Origin of the sequence: Streptomyces sp. NPDC056160 (assembly GCF_042268205.1) — a bacterium.
GTDB lineage: Bacteria > Actinomycetota > Actinomycetes > Streptomycetales > Streptomycetaceae > Streptomyces.
In genome coordinates, this window is sequence record NZ_JBHJUW010000066.1 from 1 (window position 1) to 17891 (window position 17891).

Consider the following 17891-nt stretch of genomic DNA (forward strand, 5'->3'; position numbering starts at 1 on the left):
CCGGTGGACCGGCGGGAGGGGCGGGTTCCGCCGCCGCGGACCCCGAAGCGGCGCGGCGGGCAGCGATCGAGGCGCGGGCGGCCGGTGCGCTGCCGCTGCCCGGCGGCGGTTCGGCGAGCGGCGCGGGGGCGGCGGGAGCCGCGGGAGCACTCGTCCGGCGTACGCCGGAGACCGGGGACGACATCCGGGCGGCGCGCGCCGGGGCGATCGCCGCGTACCGCGCGGGCGCGCGGGCGGCGGCCCGCGTGCAGGAGGCGCAGCAGAGCACACGCGCCGCCCTGCCCGGCGCCCGGCCGCCCGCCGAGGACGAGGGCCGCGACGCACCACCCGGCCAGATCGCCGACCCCTATGGCGTGCGCGCCTCCTGGAGCGGTCTCGCGCAACGGCAGGCCCCCGGCGGCACCCCCGCACCCGCCGAGCACCCCGACGGCTCCGGGCGCCCCGGCGCCCCCGGTGGCGCGGCGCAGTCCGAAGGGGCCGGGCGCACCGAGGACGGGTGGCGCACCGAGGGCGGTGACCAGGGGCGTACGGCCCTCCCACCGGCCGGTTCCGACGGTGCAGACGGTGCAGACCATTTCTTGGAGCCGTACCCCGCCGCCCCGTGGGACGCTCCCCCCGCGGGCGCGGGCGCGGTCGCGCGGCGCGGGCCCGGGACGGCGCTGGCCGCCGAGCGGGCGCGGCAGGCGCGGATGACCGTGGTGGGCCCGGTGACCGAGCGCTGGGCGCCCGAGCAGGCCGGGCCGGTGCACGCCAACTGGCAGCTGGCCGCGCCGATCGGCCCCGCCACCGACCTGTGGGCGCTGGGCGCGTTGCTCTTCCGGGCCGTGCAGGGGCACGCTCCCTATCCGGAGGAGTCGACCGCCGAACTGGTGCAGATGGTGTGCGCCGAGCCGCCCGCCTTCGCGGAGGAGTGCGGTGCGCTCCGTCCGGTGGTGGAGTCGCTGCTGCGTCAGGACCCGACCGAACGGCTCGACTTCGAGGAACTGGGCGGCTGGCTGCGCTCGCTGGTGCGCTCCGCGCCCGAGCCGGAGGCCGGGGCGCACGTCGTGTCCGCGCCGCCCGCCGACCCGGCCCGGCTGCCGATCGTGCGGCGCCGCGGCGAGCTGGTGCGCAGGCGGCGGGCCGGGCTGCCCGCCCACCACGGGCGGCACAAGCGGGCCGGTCAGGAGGTGCGTTCGCCGCGCAGCCTGGGACGGTTGCTGCTTGTGCTGGTGCTGGTCCTGCTGGCCGCGGCGGTGGCGTACGCGATGCTGTTCATGCCGAAGACCGACCGGTCCGGGAACGGCGGGACACCCGGCGGCGACCGCACGGCTGCCGCGGGCGGGGCGAGCCCGGTCCCCAAGTCCTCGGGCGGCTCGGACGCGAGCGGCGCCCCCGGGGGCGGCGGGAGCACCGCGGACAGCGGCAGCGGCCCCTCTGGATCGGCGGGTTCGGCCGAGACGCAGACGACCGGCGCGGGCGTGCCCCGCGGTTTCACGCTGCGCAAGGACCCCGCCGGGTTCCGGATAGCCGTCGCCGGCGGCTGGAGCCGTACCCCGAAGAACAGCCTGGGCCAGGTGGTGTACTCCCACGGCGACTTCGAGCTGATCGTGGTGCCGGGACGGGACAGCGCGGCCCGGTTCGGCAGCGACCCGATGGCCTACCAGCGGGAGACGGAACGCGAACTCCAGGGGTACCGCGACTCCAGCTGGGCCACCTCGTCCGGGATGCGGACCATCCAGGTGGGCGGGAAGACCATGGCCGAGGGGCAGTTCACCTGGAGCGGCGCGGGCGGGCGGCAGCTGTTCGTGCGCAACCTCGCCCTGCTCCTCGGCGGCCGCTACCACGTCGTGCAGGTGCGGGGCCCGGAGTCCCAGCGGGACCAGGTGAGCAAGTTGTACGAACAGGCGTCGGCCACGTACCGGTACACCGGGTGAACCCCAGCAGCCCCGTTGATTCCCGTCAACCCCGGGAAGCGACAACTGTCACAGTGCGGTTTCTTGGTACCCCCGCCGGTTCCCTGCCGGAGGACCGGTCCCTACGCTGGCCCTGTCAAGAACATTGCGGGGAAACGTGAATCAGATGCAGGGCCAGCTGCTCGCCGGACGCTACCGGCTCGCCGACTCCATCGGCAGCGGCGGCATGGGCCGGGTCTGGCGCGCGCACGACGAGGTGCTGCACCGGGCCGTGGCGATAAAGGAGTTGACCGCCGCGCTCTACGTCTCGGAGAGCGATCAGGCGGTCCTCCTGGCACGCACCCGGGCCGAGGCACGCGCGGCGGCACGGATCAACCACTCCGCCGTGGTCACCGTGCACGACGTGCTCGAACACGACGGCCGCCCGTGGATCGTGATGGAACTGGTCGAGGGCCAGTCGCTGGCGGACGCGGTCAAGGAGCAGGGCAGGCTGGAACCGGCCGAGGCCGCCCGTGTCGGGCTGTGGGTGCTGCGCGCCCTGTGCGCCGCGCACGCGGCCGGGGTCCTGCACCGTGACGTCAAGCCCGGCAACGTCCTGCTCTCCCAGGACGGCCGGGTCCTGCTCACCGACTTCGGCATCGCCCAGATCGAGGGCGACACCACCATCACCCGCACCGGCGAGGTCGTCGGGTCGGTCGACTACCTCGCTCCCGAGCGGGTCCGCGGCCACGACCCGGGCCCGGCCTCCGACCTGTGGGCGCTGGGCGCCACGCTGTACACGGCGGTGGAGGGCCTGTCGCCGTTCCGCCGCACCTCCCCGCTGACCACCATGCAGGCGGTCGTCGACGAGGAACCCCGCGAGACGTCCCACGCCGGCCCGCTCACGCCGGTCATCTCCGCACTGCTGCGCAAGGACCCGGCCGAGCGCCCGGACGCGGCGGCGGCCGAGCTGATGCTCGCGGAGGCCGCGGAGGGGCGGCGGCCGAGCCACGCGCAGGTGTACGTCCCGACCTCCCAGCAGACCGCCTACCAGCCGGGGACGGGGTCGCACGGGACGACCGGACAGGACGGCACGACCGGGCAGCACGGGACGACCGGGCCGTTCGGTACGGGCTCTGCGCAGCACGGGACGACCGGACAGCACGGCACGACCGGGCAGCACGGCACCACCGGGCCGTTCGGCACCGCCTCCGGGCAGCAGGGGACGACCGGGCAGCACGGGACGGCCGCCGGGCAGTACGGGACGGCCGGGCAGCACGGCGTGAGCGGCCACCCCGCGACGGCCGATGGCCGGTTCGCGGGCGCCCCCTTCGGGACCGGCACGCACCCCGGCACGGCACCGGGCGGCGGCACCGCGCCCTACGGCCCGGGCAACACCGCCGCGCACGGCCAGGCCGGCGCCCCGGCCGGGGCGCCGCACCACCCGACGACCGGGCCGACCACCGTCGGGGCCGCGCAGGGGACGGGAGGCGGCGGCGTGCCGTCCCGGCGCCGCCGGCTGCGCAACGTCGCCCTCGTGGTGGTCCTCGCCGCGGTCGTCGGCGGCGGCACCGCCGTGGCGTTGCAGGAGTGGGGGCCGGGCACCGGCCAGGGTTCCGGCAGCTCCGCCTCCACGGTCGCGCCTCCCCCGGGGTCCTCCCGGCCGAGCCCCACGAGGACGGGGAAGTCCGGCAAGACCGGTACGGCGGACAGCCTCCCGGCGGGCTGGACGCGCGTGAAGGACCCGTACGGCTTCAGTATCGGCCTGCCCGGTCCGAACTGGCAGCGCGTGGTGTCCAACAGCGCGCTGCGCCAGGTCGACTACACGCCCGACGGCGGCAAGCACTTCGTGCGCATCGCCGTCTCCGACGCGCCGCAGTTCAGCAGCGCGCACGACCACCAGATGGACCTGGAAGCCCAGTTGAAGCGCCTGGTCGACTACCACCGGGTGTCGCTGCGGGCCGAGACCTTCCGCGACCGCCCGGGTTCCCTGTGGGAGTACACCTGGACGGCGCTGCCCAAGGACACGCCCTACCCGGGCCCGCGGCACGCCATCGAGGAGACGTACTTCTCCCGCGACGGTGTCGAGTACGCGATCTACATGTCCTCGCCCGAGGCGTCCTGGGCGACCACGCGCAAACAGTTCAAGTCGGTGCTGCAGAGCTGGCGGCCCGGGACCCCCTGACCCCGTCGGCCGGACACGAAGGCCTGATCAGGCCCCCCTCTTGGCCGGTCGGCGCCCCGGAAGGGGACCGTCCGATGCGGCATGATGGGGCGTATGGGGACCGAGGGGGACGACTGCCGTGTGATCGCGGGCCGTTACCGCCTGGTGGCGCGGATCGGGCGCGGGGGCATGGGAGTGGTGTGGCGGGCGACCGACCAGTTGCTCGACCGGGCCGTCGCCGTCAAGGAACTCGCCTTCGACGAGACCCTGTCCGACGACGAGGCCCGGCACCTGCGCGACCGTACGCTGCGGGAGGCGCGCGCGGTCGCCCAGTTGCGGCATCCGAACGTCATCGTCGTCCACGACATCGTGGAACAGGACGGACGGCCGTACATCGTCATGGAGTTGATCGAGGGCGGCTCGCTCGCCGGCCGGATCGCCTCGGACGGGCCGCTGGACGCCGTCGAGGCCGCCCGCGTCGGGATCGCCCTGCTGGGCGCGCTGCGCGCGGCGCACGCCGCCGGGGTGCTGCACCGCGACATCAAACCGGCGAACGTCCTGCTGGAGTCCGGTACCGGCCGGGCCGTCCTCACCGACTTCGGCATCGCCCAGGTGGCGGGCGCCACCACGCTCACCGAGACCGGCGCCTTCGTCGGCTCCCCGGAGTACACCGCGCCCGAACGGATGTCCGGGGCGGGCGCGGGCCCGCAGGCCGACCTCTGGTCGCTCGGCGCGCTGCTGTGCACGGCGCTGAGCGGCGCCTCGCCCTTCCGGCGCGACTCGCTGGGCGGGATCCTGCACGCGGTCGTCTTCGACGAGATCCGGCCGCCCGCGCAGGCCGGGCCGATCCTCCCCGTCGTGCACGGGCTCCTCGAACGCGATCCGCAACGGCGGCTGGAGGCGGCGGAGGCGGAGCGGATGCTGCGCGCCTTCCTCGACTCGGGCCGTACGCCCCAGCCGTCGGGCGGTTCCGCGCCGACGCGGCGCAGCGGGCTCCGGTCGCCGCACCCGGCGCCGCGGCCTCCCCGGTCGCCCCGGCCGCCGCGCCCCCGGCGGTCCGCGCGGTCCTCCCGGTCGGCCGGCCCGGGCGGTCGGACCGGGCCCGCCGATGGGGCCTCGTCCCGTCCCTCCCCGTCAGGGCGCACGCCTGCGCGGCCGCAGCAACTGCCGCAACCGCAGCCGGCCGCTGCGGGCGCGGTGCCCGCCCCAGGGGGCGCTGTGCCCGGCCCGGCCGCCGACGGGCCGCAGCCGCCTGCCCGGTTCTCCACCCGGGGGGTGCTGATCGCCGCGCTGCTGGTGGCCGCCATGGCGGGGGCCGGGGTGTCGGCGGCGGCGCTGCTGATGAACGGCGGCCCGCACGGCGGGGGTTCACCGGTCAGTCCGGCCCCGGAGCGCGGCACGAGCGCTTCGGGCGGGGCCCCGGCGGGCACGCCGGGCGGCCCCGGCGCCTCGGCGTCGCCCCGGTCGCCGGCCGCGTCGCCCCGTTCACCGGCCGCGTCGGCCCGCCCGTCCTCCAGGCCCGCCCGGACCCGGCCCGTGACGGGCGTCGCCGACGCCGCCACCGCACCCTCCGGCTACCACCTGGCGCAGGACCCGGCCGGCTTCTCGGTCGCCGTACCCGACGGTTTCGCGCGCTCACCGCAGGGCGTGCGGACCTTCTACCTGTCACCGGGGGAGACCTTCCGCCTCGGCATCAAGGCGGCCGGCCCGGAAGGCGGCGGCCCGCTCGCGGTGATGCGGCGCGCGGACGCCGCCGGGCCCCACACCAACCCCGGCTACCACGACGGGCAGGTCACCGCCACCACGCACGGCGGACACCCCGCCGCCCTCTGGGAGTTCGCGTGGGACGGTTTCAGCGCGGCGGAGGGCGCCCGGCACACCTACGACCTGTGCTGGGAGCAGGACGGGCGGATGTACGACGTGTGGCTGTCGGCGCCGGTCGGCAAGGTGCGTGAGGCCAAGGAGTACTTCGACGTCGCCGTCGACACGTTCGGGACCGGCTGAGCCACAGGGTTTCCCGCTTCGCCACCGACCGCCCGTGAACACGAACGACGAGCCCACACATGCCACTTCCGCCACCGCCCCGCCCCGCACACACCACCTCCGGCTGGTTCCACGCCCGCCACCTCCGCCCCGCCCCGCCCCGCGCGTACCGTCCCGCCCGTCGCGCCCCCGCCCCACGCCCGTCGTGCCCCCGCTCGCCGGTGCGGGCGGGCGGCGGCTGCCGACCGGTCTGCGGACCACCTGATCAGCGCATTCGTTGCCAGTGATCGCTGGCGGTATGTGTGCGGTCGGTGAATCCCCGTTACCGACGGGTACACAAACCTCCGGCTCCGTCATACGCTGCGCTGCATGACGGACGCGCAGGCCCCGGCACAGACCGGCACGAATCCTCTGGCCCCCGCCCCCGCGGGCGCCCGTACCGCCGCCGACGTGGTGACGCCCGAGCTGGTCGCCCGGCTCACCAAGGGCGTCGCCGGCTCCGGCCGGACCGCCAACCACACCCCGTTCACCGGTGAGAAGCTGGCCGACCTGCCCGAGTCCACCCCCGAGGACGTCGCCCTCGCCTTCGAGCGGGCGCGGGCCGCGCAGGACGCGTGGGCGCGGACGCCGGTACGGCAGCGCGCCGCCGTCCTGCTCCGCTTCCACGACCTGGTGCTCGCCCGCCAGGCCGAGGTGCTCGACCTGATCCAGCTGGAGACCGGCAAGGCCCGTCTGCACGCCCACGAGGAGGTGCAGGCCGTCGCCGTCGCCGCCCGGCACTACGGCCGCCGTGCCGCCGCGTACCTGCGCCCGAAGCGGCACACCGGGGCCATCCCGGCCCTGACCAAGGTCACCGAACTGCGCCACCCGCGCGGTGTCGTCGGCCAGATCGCTCCGTGGAACTACCCGCTGGAGCTGTCCGTCGGCGACGCGCTGCCCGCCTTCGCCGCGGGCAACGCGGTGGTCATGAAGCCGGACACGGAGACCTGCCTGACCGCGCTGTGGGCCCGTGACCTGCTCATCGAGGCCGGGCTGCCCGCCGAGGTGTTCCAGGTCGTCATCGGCGAGGGCCCGGTCGTCGGCCCGGCGGTCGTCCAGCACGCCGACTACGTCTCCTTCACCGGTTCCACCCGCACCGGCCGCGAGGTCGCCCAGGGCGCCGCCGCACGTCTGGTCGGCGTCTCCCTCGAACTCGGCGGCAAGAACGCCATGCTGGTCCTTCAGGACGCCGACCTCGACAAGGCGGCGGCCGGCGCGGTCCGGGCCTGCTTCTCCTCCGCCGGGCAGCTGTGCATCTCCATCGAGCGGCTGTACGTCCACGAGGCCGTCGCCGACGCGTTCCTGGAGCGCTTCGCCGCCCGTACGAAGGCGATGCGGCTGGGCACCTCGCTCGCGTACGGCGCCGACATGGGCTCCCTCGTCGGCGAGCGCCAGCTGGAGACCGTCACCCGGCACGTGGAGGAGGCCGTCGCCAAGGGCGCCCGGGTACTGGCCGGTGGCGTCGCCCGCCCCGACATCGGCCCGTACTTCTTCGAGCCGACCGTCCTCGACGGCGTCGAGACCCCTATGGCCGTGTGCACGGAGGAGACCTTCGGCCCGGTCGTCTCCGTCTACCGCTTCGCGAACGACGACGAGGCGGTCGAGCGCGCCAACTCCACGCCGTACGGCCTGAACTCGTCCGTGTGGACGCAGGACGCCCGGCGGGGCCGCGCGATCGCCGCCCGGCTGCGCACCGGCACGGTCAACCTGAACGAGGGCTACGCGCCCGCCTACGGCAGTGTCCAGTCGCCGATGGGCGGCATGAAGGACTCCGGTCTCGGCCGCCGGCACGGCTCCGAGGGCATCCTCAAGTACACCGAGGCCCAGACGATCGCCCACCAGCGGCTGCTGCCCATGGCGCCGTCGCTCGGCATGGACGACGAGAAGTACGCGGCGTTCATGAACCGGAGCCTGAAGGCGCTGAAGGCACTCAGGTTCCGTTAGACCACACCCGTTCTCGACGAGGAGCGCATGTGTCGCAGGAGAACTCTGCCCGAGAGCAGGACGGTACGGCGCGCAGGGACGGTACGGCGCACAGGGAAGGTACGGCGTACGGCGACGACACGGCGTACGACTACGACGTGATCGTCGTCGGCTCCGGCTTCGGCGGCTCCGTCACCGCGCTGCGCCTGACCGAGAAGGGCTACCGTGTCGGCGTCCTGGAGGCGGGCCGCCGCTTCACCCGCGAGAGCCTGCCGAAGAACTCCTGGGACCTGAAGAACTACCTGTGGGCCCCCAAGCTCGGCATGTACGGCATCCAGCGCATCCACCTGCTGGGCAACGTCATGGTGTTGGCCGGCGCGGGGGTCGGCGGCGGCTCCCTCAACTACGCCAACACCCTCTACGTACCGCCGAAGCCCTTCTTCGACGACCCGCAGTGGCGGCACATCACCGACTGGGAGGAGGAACTCGCCCCGTACTACGACCAGGCCAAGCGCATGCTCGGTGTCCGGCTCAACCCGACGATGACCCCCTCCGACGTGCACCTGAAGGCGGCGGCGCAGCGCATGGGCGTCGGCGACACCTTCCACATGGCGCCGGTCGGGGTGTTCTTCGGGGACGGCGAGGACGCCGACGGCAAGGCGAAGGCCCAGCCGGGCCGGCGGGTCACCGACCCGTACTTCGGCGGGGCCGGACCGGACCGCCGGGCCTGCACCGAGTGCGGCGAGTGCATGACCGGCTGCCGGCACGGCGCGAAGAACACCCTCAACGAGAACTACCTGCACCTCGCCGAGAAGGCGGGCGCGGTGGTCCACCCCATGACGACGGTCGTGTCGGTCACCGACGACTCCCGCGGCGGCTACGCGGTCGCCACGCTGCCGACCGACGACAGGAAGAAGGGCGCCGGCCGCGTCCTCACCGCCCGGCGGGTGGTCCTGGCCGCCGGCACCTACGGCACCCAGACCCTGCTGCACCGCATGAAGGCCGGCCGCCAGCTGCCCCACCTCTCGGACCGGCTCGGCGAGCTGACCCGCACCAACTCCGAGGCGCTGGTGGGCGCGCAGACCGACGACCGGCGCTACCGGGCGGCGACCGGCCGGCCCCGGGCCGACTTCACCCGCGGCGTCGCCATCACGTCCTCCGTCCACCCCGACGAGAACACCCACATCGAGCCGGTCCGCTACGGCAGGGGTTCCAACTCGATGGGCGGACTGTCGATCCTCCAGGTGCCGTTCGCGGACGGCGGGTCCAGGGTCGCGGCCTGGCTGGCGAACGCCGCCCGCCACCCGGTGCTCGTCCTGCGGTCCCTGTCCAACCGGCGCTGGTCGGAGCGTACGATCATCGGCCTGGTGATGCAGTCCCTGGACAACTCCCTGACGACGTACCTGAAACCGGACGGCGTCGGCAAGGGCCTGCTCACGGCCCGCCAGGGCCACGGCGCGCCCAATCCCAAGCAGATCAGGGCCGCCACCGAGGGCGCTTCCGCGCTCGCCGCGGAGATCAACGGCTTCGCAGGGTCCAACGTGGGCGAGCTCATGGGTACCCCGCTCACCGCGCACTTCCTCGGCGGCTGCCCGATCGGCGACTCGCCCGAGACCGGCGTCATCGACCCGTACCACCGCCTCTACGGCCATCCCGGCATCTCCGTCGTCGACGGCGCGGCGGTCTCCGCGAACCTGGGTGTGAACCCCTCGCTGACCATCACCGCGCAGGCCGAGCGGGCGATGTCGTACTGGCCGAACAAGGGCGAGACGGACCCGCGCCCGGCGCAGGGCGCCACCTACGAGCGGCTGAAGCCGGTGGAGCCCCGCGACCCGGTGGTTCCGGCGGACGCGTTCGGCGCGCTGCGCCTGCCGTTCCTCGGCATACCGGCGGTACCGCCGAAGGAGCAGCACCGGAAGGACCAGAAGTAACAACAGCGGAGGGAAGTGAAGAAGGACCCGCGCCCCCCTCCTGGCGCAGGTCCTTCTCGTCCTGTGGGGTGACGGATCGCGTTACGCGTCCGCACCGCCCTTGCGGCGCCGCACCGCGACCAGCGCGCCGGCGCCGGCGACGACCGCGATGCCGCCGACGAGACCGAGGGCCGGCACCATCGAGCTGGAGCCCGTCGCGGCGAGCCTGCCGGTGGGCGGGATCTCCTCGGCACCGCCCTGCGGCCGCTTGCCGCCGGCCGGCTCGGCACCGCCCGCGGGCTCGGCGTGGCCGGGGTCGTCGTTGGAACTGCCGGGCCTCAGGACGGTGAAGGTGTAGTAGTCGAACGCGTTGTGGACGCAGTTCTTCTCCTGGTCGACGTAACCGCCGAGGCCCACGGTGTAGCCGGCGCCCGCCGGGGCCTTCGCCGTGATGTTGACGCGCAGGTCGATGTCGACCGTCTGCCTGGGGCCGAGCGGCGTCTCGCCGAAGTAGATGCCGCCGCCGATCTCGTCCGCGAGGGACTCCCACTTCTTGGTGGCGGGGTCGAGGTACTCCAGCAGCGCGTAGGTGCTCAGCCAGTCCTTCTCGTTCTCGCTCATCGAGTCGTTGTCGATGAGCGCGAGCCACTGCACCTGGCCGAGGGACCGGTCGCCGTGGTTGGCCGCGGTCAGCTTGAAGGTGTGCCAGCCGCTGCCCGCGACGATCTTCCCGGGCAGGCCGGAGACCGCGATCGTCAGCTGGGAGTCGCTGTCCACGTCGTCCGTGGCGCACGGCGACGGCTCCTCGGACGGCTCGGCGGGCCCGCTGGCCGAGGCGGAGACGGACGCGGACGCGGAGGCCGCGGACGATGCCGGGGCGGAAGCGGTGGCGGCCGGTGTCGTCGTGCCGGAGGCGCCGGTCGACGGGGTGGTGGTCCCCGCCGCGTCGGAGGGCGGGGTGGACTCGGGCGTGGCGCCGGCCGGTGTCGACTCCGGGGCGCCGGGCGGAGTGGACTCGGGGCTGGAGGCGGGCGCCGAGGCGCTCGTCTGGGTGCCGGCCGGCTCCTCGGCGAACGCGGCGGGAGCCGACAGCAGTGCCAGCGGGGCTATCGCGGCCGTCGCGGCCACTGCGGCCATGGCACGGCGAAGCTTCATGAAGACCTCGGGGAGTCCGGCGTACCGCGGCGGAGCGGTACGGAGGTTGCGGGAGGCCTCCGCTGTGGGGCGCGGGTGTGGCCGTTGGTTCCGCTGATGTGACCCGGGGCCCCTGTGAATGGTTGCGCGGTCTTTCACAGGATTCTCATGTGACGTGTATCACACACGTGAGCGCGGCCGGCCCCGGGCGTCCCCGGAGCCGGCCGTCACCTGGTGACCGGGCTGCTGTCCCCTGCCGTCCGGCCACTTCCCTGGAGCGGGGTCCCACGACGCACGGCACGATCCGCACGTCTCACCGCTCCGGAGAGCCACGCGTGGTTCTCCCGGGCGCGTCCCTGGCTGGCACGGCCATCCCGACCAACGACGCGCCGCCCGCGACGGTCACGCGCCGCACGGGTGAGGGGCCCGTACGGGTGAGACCGGTCCGGGGCCGGGGCGGGGGAGATGCGCGGCCGCGGGGGGTCAGATCTTGCCGCGGCACAGCTCCAGCAGGGTCATCGCCAGGGCCGTGCCGGGCCTGCCGAGGGCGTCACGGTAGCGGCCGAGGACCTCCATCTCGCGGGAGAGGTTCACGCGCCTGCCGCCCGAACCGATCCGGGCCTCCTGGACGACGGCCGACACGGCCATCCGTTCCTGGACCAGGCCCAGGATCCGGTCGTCGAGCGTGTCGATGCGTTCACGGGCGTCCGTGATGACGCTCACGGCCTCCTCGGTGCGGGCGCCGGTCCGCTCCGCCGCGGTGGTGGCCGTGTCGGTGTGGTTCGCCGCGGTGGCGGCCGTACCGGTCTTCTCCGCTGTGCCGGCGGCCGTGCCGGTGTTCTGTGCTGCGGTGGCGCGCGTGCCGGTCTTCTCTGCTGCGGGGGCGGTCATCTCGCGGGCTCCTCACTGGAAGGCGGGTGCGGTGCCCCGGGGCGCAAGGACCGGGAGAACGCCAGGCGCCCCGGGCCTTGTCGGCCCGGGGCGCCTGGGAAGTCGCTTGTCAGTAGCTCAAGCGGCACGACCATGGCAGCCGGCGGGCCGGGTGCCATAGGTAAAGACGAAGGTCGTCGCGTGCGAGAGCATGGGACCAGTATGCCGTGGCGGGCGCGGGTGTCCAAGGCGGTTCGGATGCTGGGACGGGCCTCGCGGGGCGGGTGGGCCGGAGCACGGGGCGGGTCCCGCCGCCGTCTCGGTAGAATCGCAGGTACAACGACCCGCCCCACCGCCGGAAGGCACCCCGTGTCATCAGCGACTCCCGCTGCCGCCGCCCCCGACACCGTTCTGGTCGTCGACTTCGGCGCGCAGTACGCCCAGCTCATCGCCCGTCGCGTCCGCGAGGCCCGGGTCTACAGCGAGATCGTGCCGAGCACCATGCCGGTCGCGGAGATGCTCGCCAAGAACCCGGCGGCGATCATCCTCTCCGGCGGCCCCTCGTCGGTGTACGAAGAGGGCGCCCCCCGCCTGGACCGCGAGCTCTTCGAGGCCGGCGTCCCCGTCTTCGGCATGTGCTACGGCTTCCAGCTGATGGCGCAGGTCCTCGGCGGCACCGTCGACAACTCCGGCGCGCGTGAGTACGGCCGCACCGATCTCGCCGTCTCCAAGCCGTCCTCCACCCTCTTCGAGGGCACCCCGGCCGAGCAGGCCGTGTGGATGTCGCACGGCGACGCCTGCTCCGCCGCCCCCGAGGGCTTCACCGTCACGGCCGCCACGGACGTCGTCCCGGTCGCCGCGTTCGAGAACGACGACAAGAAGCTCTACGGCGTCCAGTACCACCCCGAGGTCATGCACTCCACGCACGGCCAGCAGGTCCTGGAGCACTTCCTGTACCGCGGTGCGGGCCTGACCCCGTCCTGGACCACCGGCAACGTGATCGAGGAGCAGGTCGCCGCCATCCGCGCGCAGGTCGGCGACAAGCGCGCCATCTGCGGCCTGTCCGGAGGCGTGGACTCCGCGGTCGCCGCCGCCCTCGTCCAGAAGGCCATCGGCTCCCAGCTGACCTGCGTCTACGTCGACCACGGCCTGATGCGCAAGGGCGAGACCGAGCAGGTCGAGAAGGACTTCGTCGCCGCGACCGGCGTCCAGCTGAAGGTCGTCGACGCCGAGGAGCGCTTCCTCACCGCCCTCAAGGGCGTCTCGGACCCCGAGGAGAAGCGGAAGATCATCGGCCGCGAGTTCATCCGGGTCTTCGAGCAGGCCCAGGCCGAGATCATCGCGGACGAGGGCCCGGCGGTCGAGTTCCTGGTCCAGGGCACGCTCTACCCGGACGTCGTCGAGTCCGGCGGCGGCACCGGCACCGCCAACATCAAGTCGCACCACAACGTGGGCGGTCTGCCCGAGGACCTCGAGTTCCAGCTCATCGAGCCGCTGCGCAAGCTGTTCAAGGACGAGGTCCGCATGGTCGGCCAGGAGCTGGGCCTGCCGGAGGAGATCGTCCAGCGCCAGCCCTTCCCGGGTCCCGGCCTCGGCATCCGCATCGTCGGCGAGGTCACCAAGGACCGGCTGGACCTGCTGCGCGAGGCCGACGCCATCGCCCGCGAGGAACTGACCGCGGCCGGTCTGGACCGGGACATCTGGCAGTGCCCGGTGGTCCTGCTCGCGGACGTGCGCTCCGTCGGCGTCCAGGGCGACGGCCGCACCTACGGCCACCCGATCGTGCTGCGCCCGGTCTCCAGCGAGGACGCGATGACGGCCGACTGGTCCCGGCTGCCCTACGACGTGCTCGCGCGGATCTCCACCCGGATCACCAACGAGGTGAGCGACGTCAACCGCGTCGTCCTCGACGTGACCAGCAAGCCGCCGGGCACCATCGAGTGGGAGTAGTCCCACCCGTCAGGTCCGCTTGAGCGTGCGCACCGGCGCTCCGGGCCGCCAGACCTGGGTGACCAGATACCGGTCGCCCTCGACGAAGGTCCGCACGACCTCCGTCAGCTCGGTGCGGAAGAGGTGGAACGGCTGCGGCGGTTCCACCTCTTTCACGTACGCGCCCTTCGCCTCCGGGTCGTCCACCTCGATCGCACGGCCGCCGATCCGCACGTCCCCGCCGGCCAGGGAGGTGTCCGGACCCGGATTCGACTGGAGGACGAACCGCGGGTCCCGCCGCAGGTCGAGCGCCTTGAGCGAGTCCCGCATCATGCCGAGCCACAGCTCGCCGTGGAGGAATCGCACCTCCAGGCCGCTGGTGCGGGGCGAGCCGTCCCGGCGCAGGGTGACGAGGACGTGGTGCCGGAAAGCGCCGAAACGCTCCCCGGCGAGGCCGGCCAGTTCGGGTTCCGTCGCGGTGAGAGCCGCCCAGTTCATAGCCATGCCGGTGAGTCTGGCGCGGAAACCGGACACGTCTTGTCAGGTATGAAACCGGACATCTTCGCCCGGGTGTGAAACCGGACGCTCACCGCCGGGGTGTGCAACGGGACATCCACCGCCGGGGTGTAACGGCACATCTACCGGCGGGTTGTGAAACCGGACAGCTACCGTCGGGTACGCGGGCGGCCCCGGTCGGGAGTGCGGCATCTTCACGCCCCCGTGCTGCCATTCCCGGCCGCCCGCGGGTACCTTCCGCCCGTACGCCGATCACCCCGCCGGAGGACCCATGCACGGCCGCGGCCCCACACCGCCCCCGCCCCTGCCCACCGACAGACTCCGGTTCGCCATGCCGCCCCGGCACGAGTCGGTCGAGGACGAACGCCGCCACCGCAAGGAACGGCTGGCGGGCGCCCTGCGGATCTTCGGCCGGAACGGCTTCGAGGACGGCGTCTCGGGCCACATCACCGCCCGCGACCCCGAGTTCAGCGACTGCTTCTGGGTCAACCCCTTCGGGATGCCCTTCAAGCACGTCACCGTCGGCGACCTCGTCCTCGCCAACCAGGACGGCCAGGTCATCGAGGGCGGCCACCACGTCAACCAGGCCGCGTTCACCGTGCACGCCCAGGTCCACGCGGCCCGCCCGGACGTGGTCGCCGTCGCCCACTGCCACTCCGTGCACGGCCGGGCCCTGGCGGCCCTCGGCGAACTGCTGGACCCCATCACCCAGGAGAGCTGCGCCTTCTACGAAGACCACGCCCTGTACGACACCTACACCGGCGTCGTCGTCGACGCGGAGGAGGGCCGCCGGATCGCGGCGACGCTGGGCTCCCGCAAGGCACTGGTGCTGCGCAACCACGGACTGCTGACCGTCGGCGACTCGGTGGACGCCGCCGCCTGGTGGTTCCTGTCCATGGAACGCTCCGCCCAGGTGCAGCTGACCGCCCGCGCGGCCGGCCGGCCCGTCCTGATCGACCACAAGGCGGCGGTGTCGACCCGCGAACAGCTCGGCACGGACCTGGTGGCCTGGATCAACTACCAGCCCCTGTGGCAGGACGTCAGCCGCGGCGAACCCGACCTGCTGACCTGACCCACTCGCCACCGGCCCCCGCCACTCGTCACCCGCCACTCGTCACCCGCCGCCCTCAGTCGAAGTCCCGCAGCACGGCCGCCTTGGCCACCGCGAACTCCTCCTCGGTGAGCACACCGCCGGCCCGCAGCTCGCCCAGCTCCCGCAGCCGGCGCAGCAGCACGTCGTGCCGGACGGCCCGTGGCGGTGGCACCGTCGCCCGCTCCCGTCCGGGCGCGGCCTCGGCGGCGGCGCGGGCGGCGGGATGCGGCAGCCGGGCGGTGACCGCGGTGGCGACCAGCGCCGTGAGCAGGTCCCGGCGGGCGCTGCCCCACAGGTGGAGGGTGTACGGATCCTTCTCGGGCGGCAGCTCGGAGCCCACCGTCCCGCGGGTCACGAACCGCAGGAAACCGTCCTCGGCCCCCCGGCTGGGCAGCCACTCGACCCGGACCAGCTCGCCGACGGCGACGGCGCGCGGGCCGGTGGCCCGTTTGACCCGGTCGGAGGTGTCGGCCCAGTCGATACGGACCCGGGAGCCGTCGAAGGAGACGGTGCCGTCCGAGCAGCGGACCGCGACGGGCACCGGCGGCCCCGCCAGCAGGTAGGCGCCGGCCGGCTCCTGGGGGATGCGGTCGAGGAGCAGGGACCGGCGGATCTCGTCCGCCACGTACTCGGCGGCGGCGCCGGAACGGTCGAGGTCCACGGCCAGCCGGTACGGATCGGCCGCCTCCGGCAGTCGGCCGCCGGTCGCCTGGAGCAAGGGGTCGGCGCCCTCCCGCAGCCGCAGACACAGCCGGCCGCGCCTGCGCCCGGATTCGTGGACCACGCCCGCCACGGCCGCCAGCGGCACCGTGATCTCCCCGTACGCCTGCCGGAACAGCGGCACCGACCGGTGCAGGCCCGGCGTGATCCGCACCGTGCTGCCGTCGAAGGCCCAGGTCCCGTCCCGCTGGATGATCTCGGCCATACGCCGATTCTCCCAGCCGGGTCAACACGGCGGCCCGGGCTTCACCCGCCCTGACCAGACCGGGCGGACGCACACGGGGTGGTGTAGGGCACAATTCGCAGTCGGCGTAGGGGTGTTGTCCGCAGGACGGCTGCGGGTTCCGGGGAAGGCGGGCGGCGGGCGTGGCGGTGCAGGAAGCGAGAGACGGCGCGGGGGCGGGGGCGCACGCCCACACGGGCGGCTGCACCTGCGGGGACTGCCCGCACGGGGCGCGTGCGGGACACCGGCGGGCCGTGGCCGAATTCCTGGTCAAGCGGGACGGGTTCGCCGCCGGGCAGGGGCTGCCCGCCGCCGTGGCCCACTCCGTGTCGGCCTCCCGGCAGTGGGTCTCGGAGGAACTGACGCAGTCCGCGGAACTCGTCGCTGTCCGCCGCCGGGCCGAGGGCGACGCCTGGCTGGCCCGGCTGTGGCGCTGGACGGCGTACACGGTCTGGGCCGCGGTCGTCCTGCTGCTTCTGGTCCAGGCGCTCACCGCGATCGGGGCGGGCTGGAGCACCGCCCGCACGGCGGGCCTGCTGGCGGCGGCGGTGGTGGCCGTGGCGCTGACGGCCGCCTCGTGGTTCCACCGGGCGCGCGGCGGCGCGCTCGCCCCGGTCATCGGCGAGGACAACAGGCTCTCCACCTCCCGTTCGATCGCTGCGCTGTGGGTGCTGTTCGTGGCGTACGCGGTGCTGGTGCTGGTGGGCCGGCTGGCCGCCGCCTCGGACCACGCGGAGCGCGACGCCGTGATCTCGGGCCTGGAACTCGCCCGGGGCGCCGGCGTCGTCACCGTGCTCGCCGTGGTGTGCGGGATCGCCGTACTGGTGCGGCGGGTGGTCGGGCTGCGGGTCCTGGGGCAGAGGCTGCAAAAGGTACGCGCGGACCGGCCGCGCGCGGCCGACCTGCTGACCGACGACGCGGGACGCGGCGCCTTCGCGGACATCCAGTACGTCGTGATCAGCACCGTCGCCCTGGTCTTCGCCGCGGTGCGGCTGGCCCGGCGGCCCGATCAGCTGCCCGACCTGCCCTGGGGACTGGCGGTGGTGACGCTGGTGTCCGCCGCGACCTACCTGGCGGGCAAGTACGCGGAGGGCGGGCGCCCGGTGATCCTCTCGGTGGTCAGGGCCCGGGAGGCCGGGGACCTGGACGCGCCGATCCGCACCGGCGACGACATCGAGATCCGCGGCGCCGGGTTCGTCCCCCCGGGAGCGCAGGGCGCCGACCGGTTGTCGCGGATGGTGGTCCGCATCGGCGCGGTCAACGTCCACGTGCCCCTGGTGCCCGTCACGGGCGGCTTCAGCAACCCCGCGGACACGGTGCTGACCGTCCCGGTCCCGGCGGACGTGGAACCGGGCCGGGTCGAGGTGCAACTGGTGACCGCGGCGGGCGTGGAGACCAATCGGTACACGATCGACGTGACGGAGTGACAGCGGGTGCCGTCCCCCGCGCGGGACGGGGCAGCGCACCGATGGAGTGAGATCCCAGGGCCAACCGGACGGCGAATCCATACGGA

Annotated in this window: 11 protein-coding genes and 1 pseudogene; 8 read left to right on the plus strand and 4 right to left on the minus strand. The window is 74.1% G+C overall.

Annotated elements, in window-relative coordinates; genetic code table 11:
• The 5 genes and pseudogenes from ACFC02_RS23675 to ACFC02_RS23695 all read left to right on the plus strand — a co-directional run.
• Positions 1 to 1916, plus strand: a pseudogene (locus tag ACFC02_RS23675) (hypothetical protein); the annotation flags it as partial.
• Between the two features lie 145 nt (positions 1917 to 2061).
• Positions 2062 to 4059 (plus strand): serine/threonine-protein kinase, encoded by a 1998-nt coding sequence (locus tag ACFC02_RS23680; RefSeq protein WP_376360773.1) that lies wholly within the window; start codon positions 2062 to 2064, stop codon positions 4057 to 4059.
• A gap of 93 nt (positions 4060 to 4152) precedes the next feature.
• Complete coding sequence (locus ACFC02_RS23685) at positions 4153 to 6042, plus strand: protein kinase (RefSeq protein WP_376360697.1); 1890 nt, start codon at positions 4153 to 4155, stop codon at positions 6040 to 6042.
• Between the two features lie 348 nt (positions 6043 to 6390).
• On the plus strand, positions 6391 to 8004 hold the full coding sequence (locus ACFC02_RS23690; RefSeq protein WP_376360699.1) for a succinic semialdehyde dehydrogenase: 1614 nt from the start codon (positions 6391 to 6393) through the stop codon (positions 8002 to 8004).
• A gap of 29 nt (positions 8005 to 8033) precedes the next feature.
• Positions 8034 to 9914 (plus strand): GMC family oxidoreductase N-terminal domain-containing protein, encoded by a 1881-nt coding sequence (locus tag ACFC02_RS23695; RefSeq protein WP_376360702.1) that lies wholly within the window; start codon positions 8034 to 8036, stop codon positions 9912 to 9914.
• A gap of 81 nt (positions 9915 to 9995) precedes the next feature.
• On the opposite strand, the gene ACFC02_RS23700 is transcribed toward ACFC02_RS23695, so the two are convergent.
• On the minus strand, positions 9996 to 11048 hold the full coding sequence (locus ACFC02_RS23700) for an LPXTG cell wall anchor domain-containing protein (protein ID WP_376360705.1): 1053 nt from the start codon (positions 11046 to 11048) through the stop codon (positions 9996 to 9998).
• Positions 11049 to 11510: 462 nt separating this feature from the next.
• Positions 11511 to 11918: a chorismate mutase gene (locus tag ACFC02_RS23705; RefSeq protein WP_376360708.1), complete on the minus strand. Its 408-nt coding sequence runs from the start codon at positions 11916 to 11918 to the stop codon at positions 11511 to 11513.
• 348 nt (positions 11919 to 12266) lie between these two features.
• Here ACFC02_RS23705 and guaA point away from each other — a divergent pair, with 348 nt between their 5' ends.
• Entirely contained in the window at positions 12267 to 13847 is a 1581-nt protein-coding gene (guaA, locus tag ACFC02_RS23710; protein WP_376360711.1) for a glutamine-hydrolyzing GMP synthase, read from the plus strand.
• 9 nt (positions 13848 to 13856) lie between these two features.
• Here the strand turns inward: guaA and ACFC02_RS23715 are convergent, their stop codons facing one another.
• Positions 13857 to 14330: a pyridoxamine 5'-phosphate oxidase family protein gene (locus tag ACFC02_RS23715; RefSeq protein ID WP_376360714.1), complete on the minus strand. Its 474-nt coding sequence runs from the start codon at positions 14328 to 14330 to the stop codon at positions 13857 to 13859.
• Positions 14331 to 14613: 283 nt separating this feature from the next.
• Here ACFC02_RS23715 and ACFC02_RS23720 point away from each other — a divergent pair, with 283 nt between their 5' ends.
• Positions 14614 to 15414: a class II aldolase/adducin family protein gene (locus tag ACFC02_RS23720; RefSeq protein WP_376360717.1), complete on the plus strand. Its 801-nt coding sequence runs from the start codon at positions 14614 to 14616 to the stop codon at positions 15412 to 15414.
• A 55-nt stretch (positions 15415 to 15469) separates the two neighbouring features.
• Here the strand turns inward: ACFC02_RS23720 and ACFC02_RS23725 are convergent, their stop codons facing one another.
• A complete protein-coding gene (locus ACFC02_RS23725; RefSeq protein WP_376360720.1) occupies positions 15470 to 16360 on the minus strand; it encodes a DUF4429 domain-containing protein in 891 nt (296 codons plus the stop codon).
• A gap of 161 nt (positions 16361 to 16521) precedes the next feature.
• Here ACFC02_RS23725 and ACFC02_RS23730 point away from each other — a divergent pair, with 161 nt between their 5' ends.
• Positions 16522 to 17805, plus strand: coding sequence for a hypothetical protein (locus tag ACFC02_RS23730; protein WP_376360723.1), 1284 nt, complete (start codon positions 16522 to 16524; stop codon positions 17803 to 17805).
• Positions 17806 to 17891 lie beyond the last annotated feature (86 nt).

Excerpts from the sequence above, each read along its gene's own strand:
- ACFC02_RS23680 (WP_376360773.1), top strand. The coding sequence starts at position 2,062 with ATGCAGGGCCAGCTGCTCGCCGGACGCTACCGGCTCGCCGACTCCATC.
- ACFC02_RS23685 (WP_376360697.1), top strand. The coding sequence starts at position 4,153 with ATGGGGACCGAGGGGGACGACTGCCGTGTGATCGCGGGCCGTTACCGC.
- ACFC02_RS23690 (WP_376360699.1), top strand. The coding sequence starts at position 6,391 with ATGACGGACGCGCAGGCCCCGGCACAGACCGGCACGAATCCTCTGGCC.
- ACFC02_RS23700 (WP_376360705.1), bottom strand. The coding sequence starts at position 11,048 with ATGAAGCTTCGCCGTGCCATGGCCGCAGTGGCCGCGACGGCCGCGATA.
- ACFC02_RS23705 (WP_376360708.1), bottom strand. The coding sequence starts at position 11,918 with ATGACCGCCCCCGCAGCAGAGAAGACCGGCACGCGCGCCACCGCAGCA.
- ACFC02_RS23715 (WP_376360714.1), bottom strand. The coding sequence starts at position 14,330 with ATGGCTATGAACTGGGCGGCTCTCACCGCGACGGAACCCGAACTGGCC.
- ACFC02_RS23720 (WP_376360717.1), top strand. The coding sequence starts at position 14,614 with ATGCACGGCCGCGGCCCCACACCGCCCCCGCCCCTGCCCACCGACAGA.
- ACFC02_RS23725 (WP_376360720.1), bottom strand. The coding sequence starts at position 16,360 with ATGGCCGAGATCATCCAGCGGGACGGGACCTGGGCCTTCGACGGCAGC.